The organism is Paraburkholderia sp. BR10872, assembly GCF_040965835.1.
Taxonomy (GTDB): Bacteria; Pseudomonadota; Gammaproteobacteria; order Burkholderiales; family Burkholderiaceae; genus Paraburkholderia; species Paraburkholderia nodosa_A.
On record NZ_JBFRCN010000016.1, the window covers coordinates 54,476 to 76,862 of the forward strand.

Here is a 22,387-nt window from a genome sequence, read left to right on the forward strand (position 1 = left end):
GAGGGTCATTGTCGCGCAGGCGCGGTGCAAGCGAAAGGAAACGAATGGTTGCCGCCGCGGGTTGATGGTTGCCGCGTGGGGCGGCCAGGTTACCGGACGGTCGCGGCAGGCGCCGATGTGTCGTTGCCTTGCCCTGGCGGCGCGGTGCCGGGGAGCGGGGCGCCACCGAGGGCTTGATAGAGCGCCGCGGTGTCGGTCAGGCGATCCGCATGAACGCGCGAGCGGTCGAGCGTGGTCTGGAGTGCCTGGCGTTGCGCATCGATCAGCGAAAACTCGCTCACGCCGCCTGCGTTGTAGCGCGTTTGTGCGATCGCCGCGTTGGCCTGGGCCTCGCGAGCGGCGTCGTCGCGCGCCTGCAGTTCGGTCGCATCGTTCTGGAGCGCCTGCAGCGAGTCGGCGACCTGCTGCAGCGCCTGCAGAACGGTCTGCCGATAGTCGGCGAAAGCGGCTTCATAGGCGGCTTCTGACGCGCGTTTCTTCGCGCGCAATTCGCCGCCATGGAACAGCGGCTGCGTGAGGCCGAGCCCGACGTTCCAGATGTTCAGCCCGCTGATGACGTCCTCGATACGCGTGCGCTCCGACCCGATACTTGCCGAGAGCGAGATCTGCGGAAAAAGATTCGCCGTCGCTACGCCCACGTTCGCGCCGGCCTGGTGCAGCAGCGCCTCGGCGGCGCGTATGTCGGGACGCTCGCGGGCCAGCGTGGAAGGCACAGTGAGCGAAACCGTATCGGGCAGATGCAGCGTATCGAGAGAAAGGGCATCGAGCGGCGCGGCGAACTGCGCGGGCGCGACGCCCAGCAGGGTGGCGAGTTGATGCTCGGCAGCCGCGCGCTGCGTTTCGAGCGGCGGCAGCGAGGCGCGCGTTTGCGCGAGCAGGGTGCGCTGGCTGCGCAGGTCGATCTGCGCGACGCCGCCGGCCGCGTAGCGTGCCTGCATGATCGCGAGCTGGCGCGCCTGCGTCTGCGCGAGTTGCGTGGTGAGATCGATCTGGCGTTGCAGCGATGCGCGGCGGATGGCGGTGGACACCACGTTGGCGGCCACCGAAAGTCGCGCCGCCTCCATTTCGTACGCCTGATAATCGACCTGCGCGAACGTGGATTCCAGCGCGCGACGGTTGGCGCCGAACAAGTCGAATACGTACGAGACGCTGACCGAAGCGTTGTAGAGCGTAAAGGGCGGCGGATTCGGCACTTGCGTAATGCCGAAAGCGGCGAGATCGACTTTCTGGCGCGTGCCGGAAAGTTTCAGATCGACAGAGGGAAAGTTCGTCGCGCCTGCCTGCGCGTTGTAGTTTTCGCGCGCCTCCACGAGCCTGGCGCGCGCCGAGTCGAGCGTGGGACTCGCGCGCAAGGCCTGATCGACGAGTTCATTCAACTGCGCGCTGCCATATTGTTTCCACCAATCGTTTGAGGCGTGTTCCGCGGCCGTGAAGGTCTGCGCGCCGCCGCCGGGGCCGGTGGCGCTGGCGGTGGATGCCGGCACGGGCTCGCGCGTCCAGCCCGTGGCATCGGGCGCGGCAGGCGGGTGGAAATCGGGGCCCACGGTGCAGCCCGCGAGCATGAGCACAAGCAGGAGGGCAACGGTGGCGTCGCGCGTCATGGTCGTGTGCCTCGCGCTAGTCGAGCGTGCGCCGGTAAAAGCGCACGGCGATCGCCATGACCGCGACCGTAAAGACGGCGAGCGGCCAGACCGCCGGCCACAAGTCGGTCCAGCCGTTGCCCTTGAGCAGGATGCCGCGCACGAGCCGGTTGAAATACGTGAGCGGCAGCAGATTGCCGAGCCATTGCGCCCAGCGCGGCATGCCGCCGAACGGGAACATGAAGCCGGAGAGCAGCAGGCTCGGCAGGAAATAGAACATCGTCAGCTGCATGGCCTGCAACTGGTTTTGCGCGAGCGACGACAGCGTGATGCCCACCGTGAGATTCGCGGCAATGAACAGCAGCGCCGAAAGATAGAGCGTGACGAGACCGCCCGCGAACGGCACGTGAAAGACGTAGCGCGCGGCGAGCACAATGATGGTCGCCTGGATCAGCCCGATCGCCACGTACGGAATGATCTTGCCCGTCATCACCTCGATGGGCAGCACAGGCGTCGCGAGCAGGTTCTCCATCGTGCCGCGCTCGCGCTCTCGCGTGATGGCGAGACCCGTCATCATCACCATTGTCATCGTGAGGATCACGCCCATGAGCCCGGGCACGACGTTGTATTGCGTGATGCCCTCGGGGTTGTAGAGCCGGTGCACCTGCACGTCGAACGCGGCGGGGGTGCCGTTCAGATGCGCGAGCGGGCCGGTGAGGTCCTTCGCGGCCACCGGCGCGACAAGCCCGGGCAGCGCCGCGAGCGCGGTGGTGATGGCGGTGGGATCGCTCGCGTCGGCTTCGACGAGCAGCGAAGGGCGCTCGCCGCGCAGCAGGCGCCGCGAGAAATCGACAGGAATGCTGAGCACGAACTGCACCGTGCCGCGCGCGAGCGCATGACGCGCCGAGGCATCGTCAGGCAGCGTTTCGATCACGTCGAAATAGGCGGAGTTACGCATGCCCGCGACGAAGCTGCGCGCGAACACGCTGTCTTCGCGCACGACGATGGCCGTGGGCAGGTGCTTGGGGTCGGTGTTGATTGCATAGCCGAACAGCGTGAGCTGAATGATCGGCAGGCCCACGATCATCGCGAACGTGATGCGGTCGCGCTTGAGCTGCAGGAACTCCTTGAGCACGATGCTCCACCAGCGCGCCACGGAAAACGGGAACGAGGCGCTCACGACGTGACCCCGTAATTGTCCTGAGCATGGCTCATCAGGTAGATGAAGACATCTTCGAGACCAGTGTCGATGCGTTCCGCGCGCAGCGGCTGGCCTTCTACGGCACGCTCGACCGCCTTGGCGAGCGCTGCGTGATCGCGTCCGCTCGCATGCAGCGCGGAGCCGAACACCACCGTCTGGTCGATTCCCGGCGCGTCGCGCAACTGCGCGGCGAGTGCGCTGAGCCGCTCGCCATGAATCGCCCACGTTTCGAGGTTCTGTTCAGCGATCACCTCGGCCGCGGTGCCTTGCGTGAGCAGCTTGCCGTAGGCGATATAGGCGAGCTTGTGGCAGCGCTCGGCTTCGTCCATGTAATGCGTGCTCACGAGCACCGAAATGCCCCGCGCGGCGAGCCGGTGCAACTCCTCCCAGAAGTCGCGGCGTGCGGTGGGATCGACGCCCGCTGTCGGTTCGTCGAGCAGCAGCAATTCGGGCTCGTGCAGCATGCAGGCCGCGAGCGCGAGCCGCTGCTTCCAGCCGCCCGAAAGCGCACCCGTGAGCTGGCTCGCGCGGCTGGCGAGCCCGAGCGATTCGAGCGCGCGGTCGACGGCTTCGCGCCGGTTCGGCATCTCGTAGATGCGCGCGACGAAGTCGAGGTTCTCGCGGATCGTCAGGTCTTCCCAGTACGAGAATCGCTGCGTCATGTAGCCGACGTGACGCTTGATCTGCGCGCTCTCGCGCAGGATGTCGTAGCCAAGGCAGGTGCCCGAACCCGAGTCGGGCGTGAGCAGCCCGCACATGAGCCGGATCGACGTGGTTTTGCCGCTGCCGTTCGGGCCGAGAAAGCCGAAGATCTCGCCGCGCGCCACACGCAGCGACACGTCGTTGACGACATGCTTGCTGCCGAAACGCTTGTTGAGATTGCGCACGTCGATGGCGTAGTCGCCGGCGGATCGATCAGGTGTGCTCATTGAAGCGTCACCTCGACCGGCTGGCCCGGATGCAGCTTCACGGCGTCTTCTGCGGAAGGCCGCGCCTCGATCATGAAAACGAGCTTCGCGCGGTTCTCGTTGCTGTAGATGACGGGCGGCGTATATTCGGCGGCGTTCGAAATCCACGTGATGGTGGCGGGCACCAGGGCGGCGCAGCCGTCGCAGCGCACGTTCACCTTGCGACCGGGCGCGAGCGATCCGACGATCGTTTCCGGCACGAAGAAGCGCACCTTCACGTTCTGAGGCGGCAACATCTGCACGACGGGGTTGCCCGCCTGCACCCACTCGCCTACACGAAATAGCGTGTCGTAGACGAGGCCGCCGCTCGGCACACTCACGCGCTTCTGGTCGAGCCGCCACTGCGCCTGTGCGAGCGAGGCGCGCGCGGCCTCGACGTCGGCGGCCTGGGCGGCGATTTGCGCGCTACGTCCCGGCAGATTCGCCACGCGCACCTGGTTTTGCAACTCGCGCACCTGGGCGGCCGTGGAGGCAGCCTGCGCGCGCGAATCGTCGAGCTGTGCCTGCGCAATACCGCCCGCGCGAAGCTGTGTTTCGTCGCGCGTGAGCTGGAGCGCGGCCTTGCGCGCGTTCGCCTCGGCCTGCGCGAGCTGTGCCTCGGTCACGCGCACTTCGGGCGGACGCTTGCCCGTCTGGAGGTCGGCGAGTTGCTGCTGTGCGGCCGTCAGCCGATGCTGCGCCTCGTCGCGCGCAGCCGCTTCCTCGACGGAGTCGAGCGCGAAGGCGGCCGCATTGGCGGCGACAGTCTGCCCGCGTTGCACTTCGAGGTGTGTGAGCGTGCCCGGCTGCGAAGAAGCGAGATAGACGTACTCGCCTTCGGCATAGCCCTGCCAGCCAGCCGGTCCATGCCTGGAACACGCGGCTAACACGAGCAACGCAGTGCATATGACGGCAATGAGGCGCTTCATGACGCGTCCCCCTTGCGGCTCCCCGTCGAGCCCGTCGCGCGGCGCGCACGCGTGGCCTGCGGCGCGGGCCGCAAGGCCGCGCTCAACAGCGCGCTCACATGCCGATGCAGTGCCTCGCGCTCGATCTTCGGAAAGCCGCGCACACTTTGCCAGAGCTTCGAAGTGGCGAGCGGCAGCATGACGAGCGCGAGAATCGAGATGAACAGCAGCGGAGCTTCGAGTTCGGCGTTGACGCTGCCATCGCGCTGCGCCTCGTTGACGCGCGCGGCAAAACGTTGCAACTGCTCGGTGGGCAGACGCTTGAGCATGCGCTCGCGCAGCAGGCCGCCTTCGTTGACGATTTCGCGCAGCCAGAGCGGCGGCAGCCAGGGCATGCGCGCGGTGACGTCGAAGAGCCGCGCGACTAGTTCTTCCACGAGCGCGTGAGGGTCTTGCGAGAGATCACTGTCAGCGCTATCCACACTCTCCCACACGAAGGCAATGGAGCGCGCGATGCGCTCCTCGACCACGGCGTCGAGCAGCTTTTCGCGATTCGTGAAGTAGTAGTGAACCATCGCGGACGTCACGCCGGCGGCCTCGGCGATCTGCGCCATGGTGGTGGCCGCGATGCCTTGCTCGCCGAACAGTTGCGTGGCGCTGGCGAGCAGCCGCTCGCGCATGTCGAGGTCGGCGGCGGCGGGGCGCCGGCCTCGCGGGCGGGCCGCAGCAGCAGCGGTGCGGGTGATCATCGTTCTACTTTAATTCACGCGTTAGTTAAATTCAAACTATGAGAGCAATGGGTTAACCCTGCGACAGTTTCTTGCGGGTTCTTTCAGAACTTTCCTATACACAATTGCCGCCAGGTCGTTCAGGCTGTGAGATTCACGCTGAAGGGTCAAACAAATACGCCACCATGGAACAAAAAATGAAACGCGTCGTCGTCATCGACGACCATCCGATCGTGCTGAAGATGCTCGCCAACGTGCTCAATACGGAGTACGAACTGGTCGGCGAGTGCAGCGACGGCGAAGCGGGCCTGCGCCTCGTCCAGCAACTGCATCCCGATCTGGTCATTCTCGACCTCGAGTTGCCGAAGCTCGACGGCCTTTCCGTGATCCGCGGCGTTCGCACGACGCAGCCCGGCGCACGCATTCTCGTGCTCTCTGCGAAGCCCGAGCTGGTCATGGCCAATCACACGCGCGTCGCGGGCGCGAACGGCTATGTCAACAAGAATCGCGGTGTGGAGGAACTGTGCGGTGTGGTCAAGGCGGTCTTGCTCGGCTACGACTGCTTCCCGGCAGGTAGCTGCGGCGGCGGACGCGACGTCGCGCTCAACGGGCTGTCGCCTCGCGAAGTCGAAGTCCTGCAGTATCTAGCGCGCGGTTTGAGCAACAAGGGTATCGCGGCACGGCTTGGGCTTTCCGATAAAACCGTCAGCACCTACAAGACCCGCGTACTGGACAAGCTCGGCGTGTCGTCGCTTGCGGCGCTGATCGAGTTTGCGACGTTGAACAAGCTGATCGAATAGCTCGACCCGGAGCCCAGTCGAAAAAAAAGCCCGACTTGCGTCGGGCTCCAAGTGTGACCGCACCCGTTGCCGGGCGCGGCACCTGCAAAAAACTGCGTACTTACGCCGCGAGCAGCGAGCGCAGCACGAACGGCAGAATACCGCCGTGCTTGTAGTAGTCGACTTCGATCGGCGTGTCGATGCGCAGCAGCACCTGCACGCGCTGGTCCTTGCCGTCCTTGTGGTGGATCACGAGCGTCAGGTCCTGTTGCGGCTTGAAGTCGTCCGTCAGGCCTTCGATGTCGAACGTTTCTTCGCCGGTCAGGCCGAGCGACTGAACGCTGTCCGAACCCTTGAACTGCAGCGGCAGAACGCCCATGCCAACGAGGTTCGAGCGGTGGATACGCTCGAAGCTGCGTGCGACCACGGCCTTCACGCCCAGCAGCTGCGTGCCCTTGGCTGCCCAGTCACGCGACGAACCGGTACCGTACTCTTCGCCTGCGAACACCATGGTCGGCGTGCCGGCGTCGATGTACTTCATCGCTGCGTCATAGATCGAGAGCTGTTCGCCGCTCGGCTGATGGATCGTCAGGCCGCCTTCCACGCGCGTGCCGTCGGCCTTCGCCGGGATCATCAGGTTCTTGATACGCACGTTCGCGAAGGTGCCGCGCATCATCACGTCGTGGTTGCCGCGGCGCGAGCCGTAGCTGTTGAAGTCGGCCTTCTGCACGCCGTTTTCCTTCAGCCACTTGCCTGCGGGCGAGTCTTCCTTGATCGAGCCAGCCGGGCTGATGTGGTCGGTCGTGACCGAGTCACCGAAGATGCCCAGTGCGCGCGCGCCCTTGATTTCGGGCACGCCCGAGGACGGCGTCATCGAAAAATCGCTGCCGAAGAACGGCGGCTCGGCGATGTAGGTCGACTTCGGCCAGTCGTAGACCTGACCTTCTTCACCTTCGATCTTGCTCCACAGGTCGCCCTTCTTCGTGAGCTGGCTGTAGTTCTTCTGGAACGCGTCCGGATCGAGCGCGAACTTGAGCAGCGCGTTGACTTCGTCGCTCGTCGGCCAGATGTCGCCGAGGTAGATGTCACGGCCGCCGTTGCCCTTGCCCACCGGTTCCGTCATCAGGTCGCGCGTGATGTTGCCCGCGATCGCGTATGCGACCACCAGCGGCGGCGAGGCCAGGAAGTTCGCGCGGATGTTCGGGTGGATACGCGCTTCGAAGTTGCGGTTGCCCGAGAGCACCGCAGCCGCGACGACGTCGTTCTTGACGATCGATTCGTTCAGTTCGGGCGTCAGGTCGCCGGCGTTGCCGATACAGGTCGTGCAGCCGTATGCCGCGAGTTCGAAGCCGAGCTTCGAGAGGTACGGCAGCAGGCCCGTTTTCGTCAGGTATTCGGTGACGATGCGCGATCCCGGCGCGAGCGACGTCTTGATGTGCGGCGCGACCGTCAGGCCCGCTTCCACGGCCTTCTTCGCGAGCAGACCGGCGGCCAGCAGCACGCTCGGGTTCGACGTGTTCGTGCACGACGTGATCGCGGCGATCAGCACGTCGCCGTTGTGCAGCTTGACCTTGTCGCCCGCCGCGTATTCGGCGGAGAGGTCGGCGGCCTTCTTGTTGAAGCCGTTTTCCGCGACCGGCTTCGAGAACAGGTCCGTGAAGGTCGACTTCACGTTGCCGATTTCGATGCGGTCTTGCGGGCGCTTCGGACCGGCCAGCGACGGTGCGACCGTGCCGAGGTCGAGGACGAGCGTCTTCGTGTAGTCGATGTCGCCGGCCTTCGGCACGCCGAAGAGGTCCTGCGCCTTGAAGTAGTTCGCGAACGCCTCGATTTCGGCTTGCGTGCGGCCCGTGCCCTTGAAGTAGTCGATCGTCTTTTCGTCGACGGGGAAGAAGCCCATCGTCGCGCCGTACTCCGGCGCCATGTTGCCGATCGTCGCGCGGTCGGGCACGCCGATCGACGCCGTGCCTTCGCCGAAGAACTCGACGAACTTGCCGACGACCTTCTCCTTGCGCAGCATTTCGGTGATGGTCAGCACGAGGTCAGTTGCCGTGCAGCCTTCGCGCAGCTTGCCCTTGAGCTCGACGCCCACCACGTCAGGCGTGAGGAAGTACACCGGCTGGCCGAGCATGCCGGCTTCCGCTTCGATGCCGCCCACGCCCCAGCCCACCACGCCGATGCCGTTGATCATCGTGGTGTGGCTGTCGGTGCCGACGAGCGTGTCCGGGTAGTAGACGGTATCGCCGCCCTCGGCCTTCTTGTGCACGCCGCGCGCGAGGTATTCCAGGTTCACCTGGTGGACGATGCCGATGCCCGGCGGCACGACCTTGAACGTGTCGAACGCCTGCATGCCCCACTTCATGAACTGGTAGCGCTCGTTGTTGCGCTGGAATTCCAGTTTCATGTTCAGGTCGAGCGCGTCTTTCTGGCGGAAGTAGTCGATCTGGACCGAGTGGTCGACGACGAGATCCACCGGCACGAGCGGCTCGATGACCTTCGGGTCCTTTCCGACCTGCTTTGCCACGCCGCGCATGGCGGCGATGTCGGCGAGCAGCGGCACGCCGGTGAAGTCCTGCAACACGACGCGGGCGACCACGAACGGGATCTCGTCGACGCGCGTGGCGTTCGGCTTCCAGTTCGCGAGTTGCTCGATGTGCTCTTCCGCGATCTTCTTGCCGTCGTAGTTACGCAGCACAGACTCGAGCACCAGACGAATCGAGACCGGCAGACGATTGATCTTCACGCCAAGCTGCTTGCCGAGTTGCGGCAGCGAGTAGAACTTGCCTTTGCCGGAACCGCTGTCGAATTCTTTTAGCGTTTTGTGGAGATTGTGGGCCATAGTGTTTTCCTTCGTTTAATCGCGGAAATAACGCTTACTGCTCGTTTGCTGCTGTCACTGATACCTGCCTGATTGCTCAGATCACATACATGTCGACGTACTCGTTGACGGGCAGGGCGCAAAGCCGCGCCTCGTCGAGCGAGACATCGAGAATCGCCTGCTGCTGCTTCGCGGGGAAGCGGCGCGCGAGGTTGATTCGAAACTTCTCGATCAGCAGCGGAATGCCTTCTTCGCGGCGCCGCTTGTGGCCGATCGGGTACTCGACTACGACCTCGTCGAGCGTCGTGCCGTCGATGAGCTCTATGGTGAGCGCATTCGCGATCGAGCGCTTGTCCGGATCGTGATAATCCTTCGTAAATTGCGGGTCTTCCACGCATACCGTCTTCGCGCGCAGCGCGTCGATGCGCGGGTCGCTCGCGACGTCGTCTTCGTAGTCGGAGGCGGTGAGGCGGCCGAAGATCAGCGGCACGGCGACCATGTACTGGATACAGTGGTCGCGATCGGCCGGGTTGGCAAGCGGGCCGCTCTTGTCGATGATGCGGATGGCCGCTTCATGCGTGCGGATGGTGATGCGCTTGATGTCCCCAGCCGTCTTGCCGCGTTGCGCCAGCACGCCGTGCAGCGTCATCGCGGCTTCGGCAGCGGTCTGCGCGTGGAATTCGGCGGGGAACGAAATCTTGAACAGCACGTTTTCCATGACATACGTGCCGTAGGGGCGTTGAAACCTGAACGGCTGTCCCTTGAACGAGACGTCGTAGAAGCCCCACGTTTTTGCCGTGAGCGCCGAGGGATAGCCCATCTCGCCCGTTTTCGCCATGAGCGCTAGGCGCACGGCGCGCGAGGTGGCGTCGCCTGCGGCCCACGACTTGCGCGAGCCCGTATTGGGCGCGTGGCGGTAGGTGCGCAGCGACTGGCCGTCGACCATCGCGAGCGAAACGGCGTTGATCAGCTCGTCGCGCGTGAGCCCGAGCATTTGTCCGACCACGGCGGTCGAGGCGAGCTTCACGAGCAGCACATGGTCGAGACCGACCTGGTTGAACGAGTTTTCCAGCGCAATGCAGCCCTGGATCTCGTGCGCCTTCACCATGCCTTCGAGCACGTGCTTCATGGTGAGTGGCGGCTTGCCCTGTGCGACGGCGGTGCGCGAGAGCCAGTCGGCGGTCGCGAGGATGCCGCCCAGGTTGTCCGACGGATGGCCCCATTCGGCGGCGAGCCAGGTGTCGTTGAAGTCGAGCCAGCGGATCATCGCGCCGATGTTGAACGCGGCCTGAACCGGATCGAGCTGGAATGGCGTGCCCGGCACTTTCGCACCGTGCGGGACGATCGTGCCCGGCACGATCGGTCCCAGCAACTTGGTGCAGGCGGGGTAGGAGAGCGCCTCGAGTCCGCAGCCGAGGGTATCGATCAGGCAATGCCGGGCCGTCGTCAGCGCGAGCGCGCTGTCAACCCCGTCTTTGGCAAACCCGCCCAGCACGTAATCGACGATATCGACCAGTACCTGGTCCGGCTGCGGCCTGACGTTGGAGATCAGGGCGGACATCGAGGCGATCCTGCGGTCCTTACTGGCCCGCGGCGCCGCTGGCGGCTGCCGGAGCGCGGTTAGCCGGGTTCAGCGCTTGAGCCTGGGTCGGCGCCATTGCGCCTTGCTGCATTGCAACAGTCTTGCACTCGTCGGCCAGACGCGAGCTGTCCTTGTCCGAGAACAGCATGGCCTTCGTCGGGATCACGACGAGGTCGAGGCCGGTGGCGGCGTCGTGGAAGCGGTCGGCGCCCGTGGTCGTGACCTGACGCGGCAGGTTGTAGTTCTTGTTCGCCCAGTGAACGGTGACGATCTGGTCACGCGCCATGTCGCCCTTCAGGTCGAATTGTGCGCCTTCAGCGCAGCTCCAGTGCTCCGAGCCTTCCGGGATCGGATCCATCTTCGCTTCCTTGGCCGGGTTGGCCTTGCGCTTGATGATGCGATGCTTCGGAGCCGGCTTCTTGGCGGTCGTGGTCGACGTGCCTTGTGCGGCGGCGTCGGTGGCAGCCAGCATCAGCGTCGAGGACAGCGTGCCGATGACAGCGGCGATCAGCAGTTTCTTCATGAGTGTCAAACCTTTATCTATCTAAAAGCGGTTGATCAGTGCGCGGTTGAACAGGCAACCGCCGTTTGCACTGCGCGCGCCCGGAAAGCGCGCAGCGGACGCTATTTTCACCTATTTATCGCCATGAACTTCAATTTCTCCGGCCCGGTGTTGTTTGCGCCGTGGTTCGCAAGTAACTGCCTGTAACTGTCCGTGACTGCCGTCGCTGCGCCAGGTGGCGCGCGATGCGCCTGTTTGCCTTGGCGCAGTATGTTGAAAACGTTTTCTGCGTCTTCCCGGCGCGCATTCATGCCGACTCCCGCGTCGGCTCCCCGCTCGCGAACAGCGGCGCCGCTTCGGCCGGCACGGCGCGGCCCGTGGCGCGCGCGCGGCGCAGCACCGACCAGTAATAGCGATAGCTCGCGCGGTCGTGCAGCGTGTCGCCGTGGCGTGTCGGACCCCATTGTGCGTGCTGCGCGGCCAGCAGGATTTCGGCGGCCAGCGCGATTTCTTCGTCGCGCGGCGCGAAAGCGGCCACGATTGCGGGAATCTGCGCCGGGTGAATGCTCCACATGCGCGTGTAGCCGAACTCGTTGCGTGCGCGGCGCGCGTCGTTCGCCACCACGTCCATGTCGCGCACTTCCGTACTGACGTTGTGCGAGGGCACGCGCCCGAACGCATGGCACGCGGCCGCGATTTCGAGCTTCGCGCGGCGCACGAGCGGGTGGTCGAACTGGCCGGGCGAGCGCATCGCCGTGTCGGGAATCGCGCCGTCGTGCGCGGAGACGAAGTCCATCAGCCCGAAGCTCAGCGACTCGACGCCGCGCAGCGCGGCGAGGTCGAACACACGAGCGAGTGCGCCATGCGTTTCGACGAGCAATTGAACGGGAATGGGCTTGTCGATCCCCATCTCGACGCGCGTGGCCTCGATGAACGCCGTCATTTCGGCGGCGTCGCCCACGGCGCGGATCTTCGGCAGGGTGATGAAGGCCGGCGCGCGCTTCGCGGCGCGCAGGATCATGCGCACGTCGTCGCGCCAGTGGGGATGATGGAAATCGTGGATGCGCACGCCGATGCGGCCGAAGCGGTCGTGTTCGCCGCCGATGAACGACGCCACGAGTTCGGCGTGTTCGGCTTCGCGGCCGACCTGCGCGCCGTCTTCGCAATCGAGCGTGATGTCGAATACCGGGCCCAACTGCTGCTGCAGCGCGAGCGATTTGAGCATCAGCTTCTCACTGCCCGCGTAGTGGTCGCATGCGGGCAGGATGGCGGGCGGCGCTTCGCCGTCAAACAGCACTTCGGCTGGCAGAATGGCGCGCATCTTCGGCGTCGGGAGTCGAGTTTTGTAGGAGATACCGGATTCGCATGCGCCCTGCCGGCAAGGCGCATGCGGATCGGGTCGAGGCGGGCCGCGGAGGCTGCCCCGCGTGCCCATAAAGCAGAACGGAACGGGCGTCAAACGCGCGTTCCGTTCGTCCAGCCGGCTTACTTGCCGAGCAGGTGAGCGACGCCTTCGCGCTCTTCGAGCAGCTCAGCCAGCGTGCCGTCCATCTTCTCGCGCGAGAACGCGTCGATTTCGAGGCCTTCCACGCGCTTGTATTCGCCGTTTTCGCAGGTCACCGGCACGCCGTAGATGATGTCTTCGGGGATGCCGTACGAGCCGTCCGACGGGATACCCATCGTGACCCACTTGCCGTTCGTGCCGAGGACCCAGTCACGCACGTGGTCGATTGCAGCGTTGGCGGCCGAAGCTGCCGACGAGAGGCCGCGCGCTTCGATGATCGCCGCGCCGCGCTTGCCGACCGTCGGGATGAACGTGTTGCGGTTCCATTCGTCGTCGTTGATCAGCTTGGTCAGCGACTGGCCTTCCGCCGTTGCGACACGGAAGTCGGGGTACATCGTCGGCGAGTGGTTGCCCCACACGGCGAGCTTCTCGATCGAAGCGACCGGCTTGCCCGACTTGGCGGCCAGTTGCGAGAGCGCGCGGTTGTGGTCCAGACGCAGCATGGCGGTGAAGTTCTTCTTCGGCAGGTCCGGAGCCGACTTCATGGCGATGTAGGCGTTCGTGTTGGCCGGGTTGCCGACGACCAGCACCTTCACGTCGCGGCTGGCGACGTCGTTCAGCGCCTTGCCCTGAACCGTGAAGATTTCGGCGTTGGCCGAGAGCAGGTCCTTACGCTCCATGCCCTTCGAGCGCGGACGTGCGCCAACCAGCAGGGCGACGTCGGCGTCCTTGAACGCGACCTTCGGGTCGTCGGTGATGACCACGCCCGCGAGCAGCGGGAATGCGCAGTCGTCCAGTTCCATCACGACGCCCTTGACGGCGGCTTGCGCTTGCGGCAGGTCGAGCAGTTGCAGGATGACGGGCTGATCCTTGCCGAGCAGGTCGCCATTCGCAATGCGGAACAGCAGGGAGTAAGCGATCTGACCTGCGGCGCCGGTGACGGCAACGCGCTTTGCGGGCTTAGCCATTGAAAATCTCCAGGAAGATGCGTTAGACGCCAGGGTAAAACGCCATTCTATATGCGCGATACACGAAGCGTAGGTGAAACAGGCGGTCTTGATCGCCGGCGTGCGCGCTTCACTGGAACGACCATGACTGACAAGCCGTGAAGCGTGCGCCGCCGGCACGGACCGCCGTGCCGGTAACCTGTGCAACATGGCAAGAGGTGAACGGGGCGCCCTTCGAGGGACACCAGACGCTGGCCGCTTCGCGTGTGCCGACTCCTGCAACAGCTCGCTCGGGCTCTACCACAGACGCGCGGCGCGCAACGACTCACGCGTGCCGGCTGGGCGGATCGAAACCTTTACTGCGTTTACTGCGTGAGGGAACAGCATCGTGCAAGGCGGCTCGCGGCGCATTCGCCACGAGGTGGATGCAGCCGGCGGCGCCTCTTCGTCATGCCTTTTTCATCTCCTGAAATTAGCATGCAGGCCGCCCGCAAACCCTTGCTCGATCGGGAGTGTAGGAGTCGTCAGGGTCAAAGTCAACAGTATCTTATGTCTTATATAAGACATAACTATTGCAGGCAAAATGCTTGATGCGTAGGGGGCTTTATGTTGAAATGCGCGCCATGAGTGCAAACCCGGCCAGCAACGCGAATTCCACCGCTCCCGAGAGCGGGGCTCAAGCGTCTGCGCCCGCGGTTCCGCCGTCCCCGACCTTCAGTCCGCTGTACCAGCAGATCAAGGGGCTCATTACCCAGAGCCTCGAGTCCGGCGAATGGAAGCCCGGCGAAATCATCCCCAGCGAAGTCGAACTGGCCGCCCGTTACAAGGTGAGCCAGGGGACCGTGCGCAAGGCGATCGACGAGCTGGCTGCCGACAATCTGCTGGTGCGCCGCCAGGGCAAGGGCACGTTTGTTGCAACGCACAACGAAGAGCGCGCCCAGTTTCGCTTTCTTAGATTACTCGCCGATGACGGCGCGGAGCACCCGCACGTGAGCAAGCTGCTCGAGTGCCGGCGCCTGCGCGCTTCGGCCGAGATCGCGCGACAGCTCGACCTCAAGCCCTCGGACCCGGTGGTGCTGATCCGGCGTCTCTTGCAGTTCGACGGCGAGAGCACCGTGCTCGACGAAATCTGGCTGCCCGGCGGGGTGTTCCGCGGGCTCACGAGCGAGCGCCTCGCCGAGTACAAAGGCCCGCTCTACGCCATGTTCGAAGCGGAATTCGGCACGCGCATGATTCGTGCGACCGAGAAGATCCGCGCCGTGGCCGCGGAGCCCTCGGTGGCCGATCTTCTCAAGGTGCCCGCAGGTTTTCCTTTGCTGTCGGTCGAGCGCGTGTCATATACCTATGGAGACCGGCCGGTCGAGGTGCGCCGCGGATGGTATGTCACAACCGGGTACTACTATCAGAACGATTTGAGTTGACGGGCGACCGCGCAAAAGGCGCGGAGCCTTCCCCAGAGTGCCTTTGCTTGCGCGCACCACCAGCCGTACCCGACGTGGATTTCGCTGCAGCGCGATATGAAAAGGCGCTAAAATTGCGAATTAGTGTTAACACATAGTAGGGGTCTAGCATGGCAGAAGCCGCAAAAAAACCGAGGCCGGAATACCGGAACATCGGGCTTGGGCAGATATTGTTCGCATACCGCCTGCCTCTGGCCGGTCGTGTGTCGATCGGCCACCGCGTCAGCGGTGCGTTGTTGTTCCTGTTCCTGCCTTTCATCTTGTTCCTGTTGGACCAGAGCCTCACTTCGGAGCTTAGCTTCGAGGTATTCAAGGGCTTCCTCTCCAATATCATCGTCAAGCTCATCGTGCTGGTCCTCGGGTGGGCGTTCCTGTTTCACTTCTGCGCTGGCGTGCGTCACCTGTGCATGGACTTCAACCATGGCCTCGTGAGCAAGGAAAAAGGCAAGTCGACCTCCCTCGTCGTCGTGATCGTCTCCACGGTCCTCACGATCGCCTTTGCGGCAAAACTCTTCGGAGCGTTCTAAAAAATGTCGGCTAATAACGGTATCGGTCCGAAGCGCCTTGTCGTCGGCGCTCACTACGGCATTCGCGACTGGATCGCGCAACGCGCCACCGCCGTGATCATGGCGATCTACACGATCGTGCTGCTCGTGCTGTTCTTCGGCGCGCACGACTTCTCGTATGACGGCTGGGCCTCGATCTTCGCCGCGCAGTGGATGAAGCTCGCGACGTTCGTCACCCTGATCGCGCTGTTCCTGCACGCGTGGGTCGGTGTGCGTGACATCTGGATGGACTACATCAAGCCGGTCGGCCTGCGCATCACGCTGGACGTCCTCACGATCGCATGGCTGCTGGGCAGCCTCGGCTACGCCGCTCAGATTCTCTGGAGAGTGTAAAAGAATGGCTGCAATCAAGAATTCATTGCCGCGTCGCAAGTTCGACGTGGTCATCGTCGGTGCTGGCGGCTCGGGGATGCGCGCTTCGCTGCAACTCGCGCGCGCTGGCCTGTCGGTTTGTGTGCTCTCGAAGGTATTCCCCACGCGTTCGCACACGGTGGCGGCCCAGGGCGGCATCGGCGCCTCGCTCGGCAACATGAGCGAAGACAACTGGCACTACCACTTCTACGACACGATCAAGGGCTCCGACTGGCTCGGCGATCAGGACGCGATCGAGTTCATGTGCCGTGAAGCGCCGAACGCCGTGTACGAGCTCGAACACATGGGCATGCCGTTCGACCGTAACGCCGACGGCACGATCTACCAGCGCCCGTTCGGCGGCCACACGGCCAACTACGGCGAGAAGCCGGTCCAGCGCGCCTGTGCTGCTGCTGACCGTACCGGCCACGCGCTGCTGCACACGCTGTACCAGCAGAACGTCGCGGCGAAGACCACGTTCTTCGTCGAATGGATGGCGCTCGACCTGATCCGCGACGCCGACGGCGACGTGCTCGGCGTGACCGCGCTCGAAATGGAAACGGGCGACGTCTACATCCTCGAAGGCAAGACCACGCTGTTCGCCACGGGCGGCGCGGGCCGGATCTTCGCGGCATCGACCAACGCGTTCATCAACACCGGTGACGGCCTCGGCATGGCGGCCCGTTCGGGCATCGCGCTGCAGGACATGGAGTTCTGGCAGTTCCACCCGACCGGCGTGGCCGGCGCGGGCGTGCTGATCACGGAAGGCGTGCGCGGCGAAGGCGGCATTCTGCGTAACTCGAACGGCGAGCGCTTCATGGAGCGTTACGCGCCGACCCTGAAGGACCTGGCGCCGCGCGACTTCGTTTCGCGTTCGATGGACCAGGAAATCAAGGAAGGCCGCGGCGTGGGTCCGCACAAGGACCACGTGCTGCTCGACCTTTCGCACATCGGCGCCGAGACGATCATGAAGCGTCTGCCGTCGATTCGCGAAATCGCGCTCAAGTTCGCGAACGTGGACTGTATCAAGGAGCCGATCCCGGTCGTGCCGACCATCCACTACCAGATGGGCGGCATCCCGACGAACATCAACGGCCAGGTCGTTGGCACGCCCAAGGGTCATGAAGAAGTCGTCAACGGCTTCTACGCCGTGGGCGAATGCTCGTGCGTCTCGGTGCACGGCGCAAACCGTCTCGGCACGAACTCGCTGCTCGACCTCGTGGTGTTCGGCCGTGCGGCTGGCAACCACATCGTCAAGCACGTCAAGGAGCTCAAGGACCACAAGCCGCTGCCGGCCGACGCCGCCGACTTCGCGCTCTCGCGCCTTGCCGAGCTCGACAAGTCGACCTCGGGCGAGTACGCGCAAAGCGTCGCGAACGACATCCGCGGCTCGATGCAGAAGCACGCAGGCGTGTTCCGCACATCGAAGCTGCTGGCAGACGGCGTGAAGGACATCGCGGAGATCGCTGAGCGCGCGAAGCACATTCACCTGAAGGACAAGTCGAAGGTGTTCAACACGGCGCGCGTGGAAGCGCTCGAAGTGGCGAACCTTATCGAAGTTGCACGCGCAACGATGGTTTCGGCTGAAGCCCGTAAGGAAAGCCGTGGTGCACACGCACAGAGCGACTTCGAACACCGCGACGACGAAAACTGGCTGCGCCATACGCTCTGGTTCAGCGAAGGCGACCGACTCGATTACAAGCCGGTCCACATGCAACCGCTGACCGTCGAGTCCGTGCCGCCGAAGGCGCGTACGTTCTAAGGCACACGCCAGTCAAAAGGAATTGGAAATGGCCAAACGCATTTTTGAAGTCTATCGCTACGACCCGGACAAGGACGCGGCGCCGCGCATGCAAACGTACGAGCTGGAACTCACGCACGAGCGCATGCTGCTCGACGCGCTGGTCAAGCTCAAGGAACTGGACGAGACGCTGTCGTTCCGCCGTTCGTGCCGTGAAGGCGTGTGCGGTTCGGACGCCATGAACATCAACGGCAAGAACGGTCTCGCGTGCCTCACGAACCTGAACGACCTGCCGGCGAAGATCGTGCTGCGTCCGCTGCCGGGCCTGCCCGTCGTGCGCGACCTGATCTGCGACTTCACGCAGTTCTTCAACCAGTACCACTCGATCAAGCCGTACCTGATCAACGACACGCCGCCGCCCGAGAAGGAGCGTCTGCAGTCGCCTGAGCAGCGTGACGAACTCGATGGCCTGTACGAGTGTATTCTGTGCGCAAGCTGCTCGACTTCGTGCCCGAGCTTCTGGTGGAACCCGGACAAGTTCGTCGGCCCGGCAGGTCTGCTGCAGGCTTACCGCTTCATCGCGGACAGCCGCGACGAAGCGACCGGCGAGCGCCTCGACAACCTCGAGGACCCGTACCGTCTGTTCCGCTGCCATACGATCATGAACTGCGTCGACGTTTGCCCGAAGGGCCTGAACCCGACGAAGGCGATCGGCAAGATCAAGGAACTGATGTTCCGCCGCGCGGTTTGATGTTGTTGTTCTGAAATGGAATCGCACCAGTCTGACCCCCATCGCCGCGCGCGCCTTCGCTGGCGCGCGCGGCGCGGCCTGCTCGAAAACGATCTGATTTTTGAGCGGTTTTTCGAGCGCTATGAGCATGAACTCAGCGACGCCGACGTGGGCGCTCTCACGCGCCTGCTCGAGCTGAGCGATAACGACCTGATGGACTTGCTGCTCGCGCGCAAGGAACCAGAAGGCGACCTTGCCGACCCGGACGTGAAGCGGGTGCTGGAGCTGCTTCGGAACGTCTGAGCGCGGCGGCAATATGGAGGCGCCGCGCCCGACGTACAAAACTATCGAATCCCGTGTTTATCTTCGATTGAGGATGTGCTATGACCCCGTCTGATGTAAAAGCCACGCTATCGTTCAGCGACAATTCGCCGAGCGTCGAACTGCCGATCTACAAGGGCACGATGGGCCCGGATGTGATCGACATCCGCAAACTGTACGGTCAGACCGGCAAGTTCACGTATGACCCGGGCTTCATGTCGACGGCCTCGTGCAACTCGGCGATCACGTACATCGACGGGGACAAGGGCGAGCTGCTTTACCGCGGCTACCCGATCGACAACCTCGCGCAAAACGCCGACTTCCTCGAAACCTGCTACCTGCTGTACCGCGGCGAACTGCCGAACGCGGCGCAGAAGGAAGAGTTCGTGAAGACCGTCACGCAGCACACGATGGTTCACGAGCAAATGCAGTTCTTCTTCCGCGGCTTCCGTCGCGACGCGCACCCGATGGCGATTCTGGTCGCCGCAGTCGGCGCGCTTTCGGCGTTCTATCACGACTCGCTCGACATCAATAACCCGAAGCATCGTGAAGTTTCGGCGATCCGTATGATCGCGAAGCTGCCGACGCTCGTCGCCATGGCGTACAAGTACTCGATCGGCCAGCCGTTCGTGTATCCGCAGAACAATCTGTCGTACAGCGCGAACTTCATGCGCATGATGTTCTCGAACCCGTGCGAAGAGTACAAGGTCAACGACGTGCTCGTGCGCGCCCTCGACCGTATCCTCATCCTGCACGCCGACCACGAGCAGAACGCTTCGACGTCTACCGTACGTCTGGCCGGTTCGTCGGGTGCGAATCCGTTCGCGTGTATCGCTGCGGGTATCGCCTGTCTGTGGGGCCCGGCGCACGGTGGTGCGAACGAAGCCGCACTGAACATGCTGGAAGAAATCGGCTCGCCGGACAAGATTCCTGAGTTCATCAAGCAGGTGAAGGACAAGAACTCGGGCGTGAAACTGATGGGCTTTGGCCACCGCGTGTACAAGAACTACGATCCGCGTGCGAAGCTCATGCGCGAAACGTGCTACGAAGTGCTCAACGAACTGGGCCTGCACGACGATCCGCTCTTCAAGCTCGCCATGCAGCTCGAAAAGATCGCGCTGGAAGACGAATACTTTGTGTCGCGCAAGCTGTACCCGAACGTCGACTTCTACTCGGGCATCGTGCAGCGCGCACTGGGCATCCCGACCTCGATGTTCACGTGTATCTTCGCGATGGCACGTACGGTGGGCTGGATTGCGCAGTGGAACGAAATGATCGCCGACCCCGAGCAGAAGATCGGCCGTCCGCGTCAGCTGTTCATCGGCGAAACGCCGCGCGAAGCGAAGCCGATCTCGCAACGCTAAGCAGTTTCGCTTTGCCACGCCGCGCGCTCGATGGCGCGCCGCGTGCGAGCTCTCATGCAAACGCCCCGACGGGTTATTGCCCGTCGGGGCGTTTTCTATTTGAGGCCGCGGCCGCGCTCAAATCCAGCCGTCGATCTTCAGCCCGCTCGCCGCTTCCGCTTCCTCGCGCGTGACCTCGCGCACCGTCTCGCCGAAGCTCCACACGTGGCCTTCGGGGTCGCACGCCACATAGACGCGGTCGCCGTAGAACTGGTCCGCCGGCTCGCGGATGATCTTTGCCCCGGCGGCGCGGGCGCGTTCGCAATGCGCGTCGAGGCCGCTTTTCAGCTGCACGTGGACCGACTGCGTGTTCCTGCCTTCCAGTTCGGCGGGGCTCGTGTAGGGCATGCCGGGCCAGCCGCCGCAAATCATCACGTAGCCGTCGCCAAAGCGCATTTCCGAGTGACCGAGCTTCCCGTCCGGCGACGTGACGACGAACTGGCGCGTAAAGCCGAATGCCTTTTCGAGCCAGTCGAGCGCGGCGAACGGATCGCGATAGTAGATGGCAGACCCGAAGGCCGGACGCGGCGAGATATTGCTCATGCTTGTCTCCCAGGCAGTACGTGTGACGAATCTAGCACCAGCGTGGTGCGATTGCGCGCAGCGCGCTCACGCCCGGCCTTACCTCCCACGTAATCGTCAGCTCGCACGGCATCGACGACGATGTCGCTCATCGGCACACCCCACCCGCAAGGAGCGACGACCATGGCAACTTTCAACGCCCGCCAACCCGGCTACATCCGCATCGACGACGATACCGCGCTGCACTATCGCGACTGGGGCGATGGCGCACCGCTCGTGTTCCTCTCGGGCTGGACGCTCAACGCCGACATGTGGAACTACCAGTGCGCGCCGCTCGCGGCCGCGGGTTTTCGCTGCGTGGCCTACGACCGCCGCGGGCATGGCCGCTCGAGCGACCCTGGCCGCGGCTACGACTATGACACGCTCGCCGACGATCTCGAAGCCGTCCTTGCCGCCCGAGGTCTGGAACGCGCCACGCTGGTCGGCCATTCGTTCGCGAGCGGCGAGATCGTGCGCTATTTGAGCCGCTACGGCTCGCGCCGCGTGGCAGGCATTGTGCTGCTTTCGCCGGCGTCGACGCCGTGCTTGCTCAAGACTGCTGACAATCCTGGCGGCCTCGATGCGAGTCTTTTCGAAGCGTCCATCGAAGAGATGCTCACGTCGTTTCCCGACTGGATCTCGCGGCGCGCCGAGGCTTACTTCAGCCCCGGTACATCGCACGCGGTCATTCAGTGGACGGCCGACATGATGCTGAACGCGTCGCTGTACGGCGCGGCGCAGCTGTCGCGCGTGCAGATGGTCACCGACTTTCGCCGCGAACTGGCCGCGATCGACGTGCCGGCGCTCGTGCTGCACGGCGACTGCGATGCCTCGGCGCCGCTCGAGATAACCGGACGTCCCACGGCGGCCGCGCTCGAGCACGCGACGCTGAAGGTCTATGAGGGCGGCACGCACGGCATGTACTTCAACCACGCCGCGCGTGTGAACGACGATATCCGGGAGTTCGTCAAGCGGTGGCAGGCATGAAACGCGACACGTCCAGTTCGCGGAACCACGTCGCGATACAAGTCGTAATCAGGGCCTGGCCGCTCGCGCCGGGCGCAACGGAATAGTGCCCCCGCGCCCCTCGTTTTGCAGATGACACGCGGCCGGCGCGAGCCCGCTCACGCGCTGCGTGCCAGGCGTACCGATGGAGTCTTCACGGCCAAGGCGCACAGCCCGTGCGCTGCGAGGCCGGTCCGTCGAGAGGGGCGACATCATGCGCAAACTTCTCGTCTTCACGGCGCTGGCCTGTCTGGGCGCCTGCACGACGTCGGCCACGTCGCAGCAGCCCGCGGACGCGTCGTCTTACCCGCCGCCCGACTGCCGCACCGTCACCGGCACTGCCGAGATCGACGGCGCGCCGCAGGTGATCAGCGGTCTCGCCTGCCTGCAGCCCGACGGCACCTGGCAGATCGTGCAGGGTAACGACGGCACGCTGGTCTACCCGGTGGCATGGACCGACGCGACGACCTGGTACGCCGGTCCATGGTACGGCTGGTGGCCGCCGGTGTTCGTGGGCGGCTCGTTCGTGTTCGTCGATCACTTCCATCACTTTCATCACATGGATCACGTCTTTCCTGGCGGCCCACATATGCATCCGGGGCCAGGCATGCACGGCGGATTTCATGGCGGTTTCCACGGTGGTCACGGCGGCGTCTGGAGCGGGGCGGGTGGCATGCATGGCGGCTCGCATCGCTGAAACCCACCGCACGGCCTGATTTGCGCACGGCGAATCCTTTATGATGGAGCGCGCCT

General features: G+C 64.2%; 21 protein-coding genes. 10 read left to right on the forward strand and 11 right to left on the reverse strand.

Annotated features, from left to right (window positions below; genetic code table 11):
• Nucleotides 1-89: 89 nt before the first annotated feature.
• The 5 genes from AB4Y43_RS15020 to AB4Y43_RS15040 are packed head-to-tail and all read right to left on the reverse strand — an operon-like array spanning nucleotide 90 to nucleotide 5,385.
• The gene (locus AB4Y43_RS15020) at nucleotides 90-1,601 is read right to left on the reverse strand and encodes an efflux transporter outer membrane subunit (protein WP_342946958.1); all 1,512 of its coding nucleotides are present in this window, start codon (nucleotides 1,599-1,601) and stop codon (nucleotides 90-92) included.
• A gap of 16 nt (nucleotides 1,602-1,617) precedes the next feature.
• Nucleotides 1,618-2,760: an ABC transporter permease gene (locus AB4Y43_RS15025; protein WP_368616480.1), complete on the reverse strand. Its 1,143-nt coding sequence runs from the start codon at nucleotides 2,758-2,760 to the stop codon at nucleotides 1,618-1,620.
• Entirely contained in the window at nucleotides 2,757-3,710 is a 954-nt protein-coding gene (locus AB4Y43_RS15030; RefSeq protein WP_069261404.1) for an ABC transporter ATP-binding protein, read from the reverse strand. The genes AB4Y43_RS15025 and AB4Y43_RS15030 overlap by 4 nt, the downstream gene beginning before the upstream one ends.
• Entirely contained in the window at nucleotides 3,707-4,657 is a 951-nt protein-coding gene (locus tag AB4Y43_RS15035; RefSeq protein WP_368728109.1) for an HlyD family secretion protein, read from the reverse strand. The genes AB4Y43_RS15030 and AB4Y43_RS15035 overlap by 4 nt, the downstream gene beginning before the upstream one ends.
• Entirely contained in the window at nucleotides 4,654-5,385 is a 732-nt protein-coding gene (locus tag AB4Y43_RS15040) for a TetR/AcrR family transcriptional regulator (RefSeq protein ID WP_368728110.1), read from the reverse strand. The genes AB4Y43_RS15035 and AB4Y43_RS15040 overlap by 4 nt, the downstream gene beginning before the upstream one ends.
• A gap of 176 nt (nucleotides 5,386-5,561) precedes the next feature.
• On the opposite strand from AB4Y43_RS15040, the gene AB4Y43_RS15045 reads away from it, so the two are divergent.
• Complete coding sequence (locus AB4Y43_RS15045) at nucleotides 5,562-6,164, forward strand: response regulator transcription factor (protein WP_069261842.1); 603 nt, start codon at nucleotides 5,562-5,564, stop codon at nucleotides 6,162-6,164.
• A gap of 100 nt (nucleotides 6,165-6,264) precedes the next feature.
• Here the strand turns inward: AB4Y43_RS15045 and acnA are convergent, their stop codons facing one another.
• The 5 genes from acnA to AB4Y43_RS15070 form a co-directional block, all read right to left on the reverse strand.
• Nucleotides 6,265-8,982 (reverse strand): aconitate hydratase AcnA, encoded by a 2,718-nt coding sequence (gene acnA / locus AB4Y43_RS15050; protein WP_069261401.1) that lies wholly within the window; start codon nucleotides 8,980-8,982, stop codon nucleotides 6,265-6,267.
• Nucleotides 8,983-9,058: 76 nt separating this feature from the next.
• Nucleotides 9,059-10,522, reverse strand: a complete 1,464-nt coding sequence (locus AB4Y43_RS15055) for a bifunctional 2-methylcitrate dehydratase/aconitate hydratase (protein ID WP_368728111.1) — start codon at nucleotides 10,520-10,522, stop codon at nucleotides 9,059-9,061.
• 19 nt (nucleotides 10,523-10,541) lie between these two features.
• A complete protein-coding gene (locus tag AB4Y43_RS15060; protein WP_368728112.1) occupies nucleotides 10,542-11,066 on the reverse strand; it encodes a hypothetical protein in 525 nt (174 codons plus the stop codon).
• A 286-nt stretch (nucleotides 11,067-11,352) separates the two neighbouring features.
• Nucleotides 11,353-12,366, reverse strand: a complete 1,014-nt coding sequence (locus AB4Y43_RS15065; protein WP_368728113.1) for a CoA ester lyase — start codon at nucleotides 12,364-12,366, stop codon at nucleotides 11,353-11,355.
• 164 nt (nucleotides 12,367-12,530) lie between these two features.
• Nucleotides 12,531-13,517, reverse strand: a complete 987-nt coding sequence (locus AB4Y43_RS15070; RefSeq protein WP_069261397.1) for a malate dehydrogenase — start codon at nucleotides 13,515-13,517, stop codon at nucleotides 12,531-12,533.
• A 602-nt stretch (nucleotides 13,518-14,119) separates the two neighbouring features.
• Here AB4Y43_RS15070 and AB4Y43_RS15075 point away from each other — a divergent pair.
• From AB4Y43_RS15075 to gltA, 7 genes are all read left to right on the forward strand, one after another.
• Nucleotides 14,120-14,917, forward strand: a complete 798-nt coding sequence (locus AB4Y43_RS15075; RefSeq protein ID WP_342946963.1) for a GntR family transcriptional regulator — start codon at nucleotides 14,120-14,122, stop codon at nucleotides 14,915-14,917.
• A gap of 149 nt (nucleotides 14,918-15,066) precedes the next feature.
• Nucleotides 15,067-15,483: a succinate dehydrogenase, cytochrome b556 subunit gene (gene sdhC, locus AB4Y43_RS15080; protein WP_368728114.1), complete on the forward strand. Its 417-nt coding sequence runs from the start codon at nucleotides 15,067-15,069 to the stop codon at nucleotides 15,481-15,483.
• A 3-nt stretch (nucleotides 15,484-15,486) separates the two neighbouring features.
• Nucleotides 15,487-15,855 carry a succinate dehydrogenase, hydrophobic membrane anchor protein gene (gene sdhD / locus AB4Y43_RS15085; RefSeq protein WP_042273220.1) on the forward strand — a complete coding sequence of 123 codons (369 nt, stop codon included), beginning with the start codon at nucleotides 15,487-15,489 and terminating at the stop codon, nucleotides 15,853-15,855.
• Between the two features lie 4 nt (nucleotides 15,856-15,859).
• Nucleotides 15,860-17,635 carry a succinate dehydrogenase flavoprotein subunit gene (sdhA, locus tag AB4Y43_RS15090; RefSeq protein ID WP_069261395.1) on the forward strand — a complete coding sequence of 592 codons (1,776 nt, stop codon included), beginning with the start codon at nucleotides 15,860-15,862 and terminating at the stop codon, nucleotides 17,633-17,635.
• Between the two features lie 28 nt (nucleotides 17,636-17,663).
• Nucleotides 17,664-18,365: a succinate dehydrogenase iron-sulfur subunit gene (locus AB4Y43_RS15095; protein ID WP_069261394.1), complete on the forward strand. Its 702-nt coding sequence runs from the start codon at nucleotides 17,664-17,666 to the stop codon at nucleotides 18,363-18,365.
• A 15-nt stretch (nucleotides 18,366-18,380) separates the two neighbouring features.
• Nucleotides 18,381-18,647 carry a succinate dehydrogenase assembly factor 2 gene (locus tag AB4Y43_RS15100; protein ID WP_028202905.1) on the forward strand — a complete coding sequence of 89 codons (267 nt, stop codon included), beginning with the start codon at nucleotides 18,381-18,383 and terminating at the stop codon, nucleotides 18,645-18,647.
• A gap of 80 nt (nucleotides 18,648-18,727) precedes the next feature.
• Complete coding sequence (gene gltA, locus AB4Y43_RS15105; protein WP_133183860.1) at nucleotides 18,728-20,029, forward strand: citrate synthase; 1,302 nt, start codon at nucleotides 18,728-18,730, stop codon at nucleotides 20,027-20,029.
• A 117-nt stretch (nucleotides 20,030-20,146) separates the two neighbouring features.
• On the opposite strand, the gene AB4Y43_RS15110 is transcribed toward gltA, so the two are convergent.
• Entirely contained in the window at nucleotides 20,147-20,611 is a 465-nt protein-coding gene (locus AB4Y43_RS15110; protein WP_069261392.1) for a glyoxalase/bleomycin resistance/extradiol dioxygenase family protein, read from the reverse strand.
• Between the two features lie 162 nt (nucleotides 20,612-20,773).
• Between AB4Y43_RS15110 and AB4Y43_RS15115 the strand changes: the two genes are divergently transcribed.
• Nucleotides 20,774-21,616 (forward strand): alpha/beta fold hydrolase, encoded by an 843-nt coding sequence (locus AB4Y43_RS15115; RefSeq protein ID WP_368682352.1) that lies wholly within the window; start codon nucleotides 20,774-20,776, stop codon nucleotides 21,614-21,616.
• A 232-nt stretch (nucleotides 21,617-21,848) separates the two neighbouring features.
• Nucleotides 21,849-22,331 (forward strand): hypothetical protein, encoded by a 483-nt coding sequence (locus AB4Y43_RS15120; RefSeq protein WP_342946966.1) that lies wholly within the window; start codon nucleotides 21,849-21,851, stop codon nucleotides 22,329-22,331.
• Nucleotides 22,332-22,387: the final 56 nt, after the last annotated feature.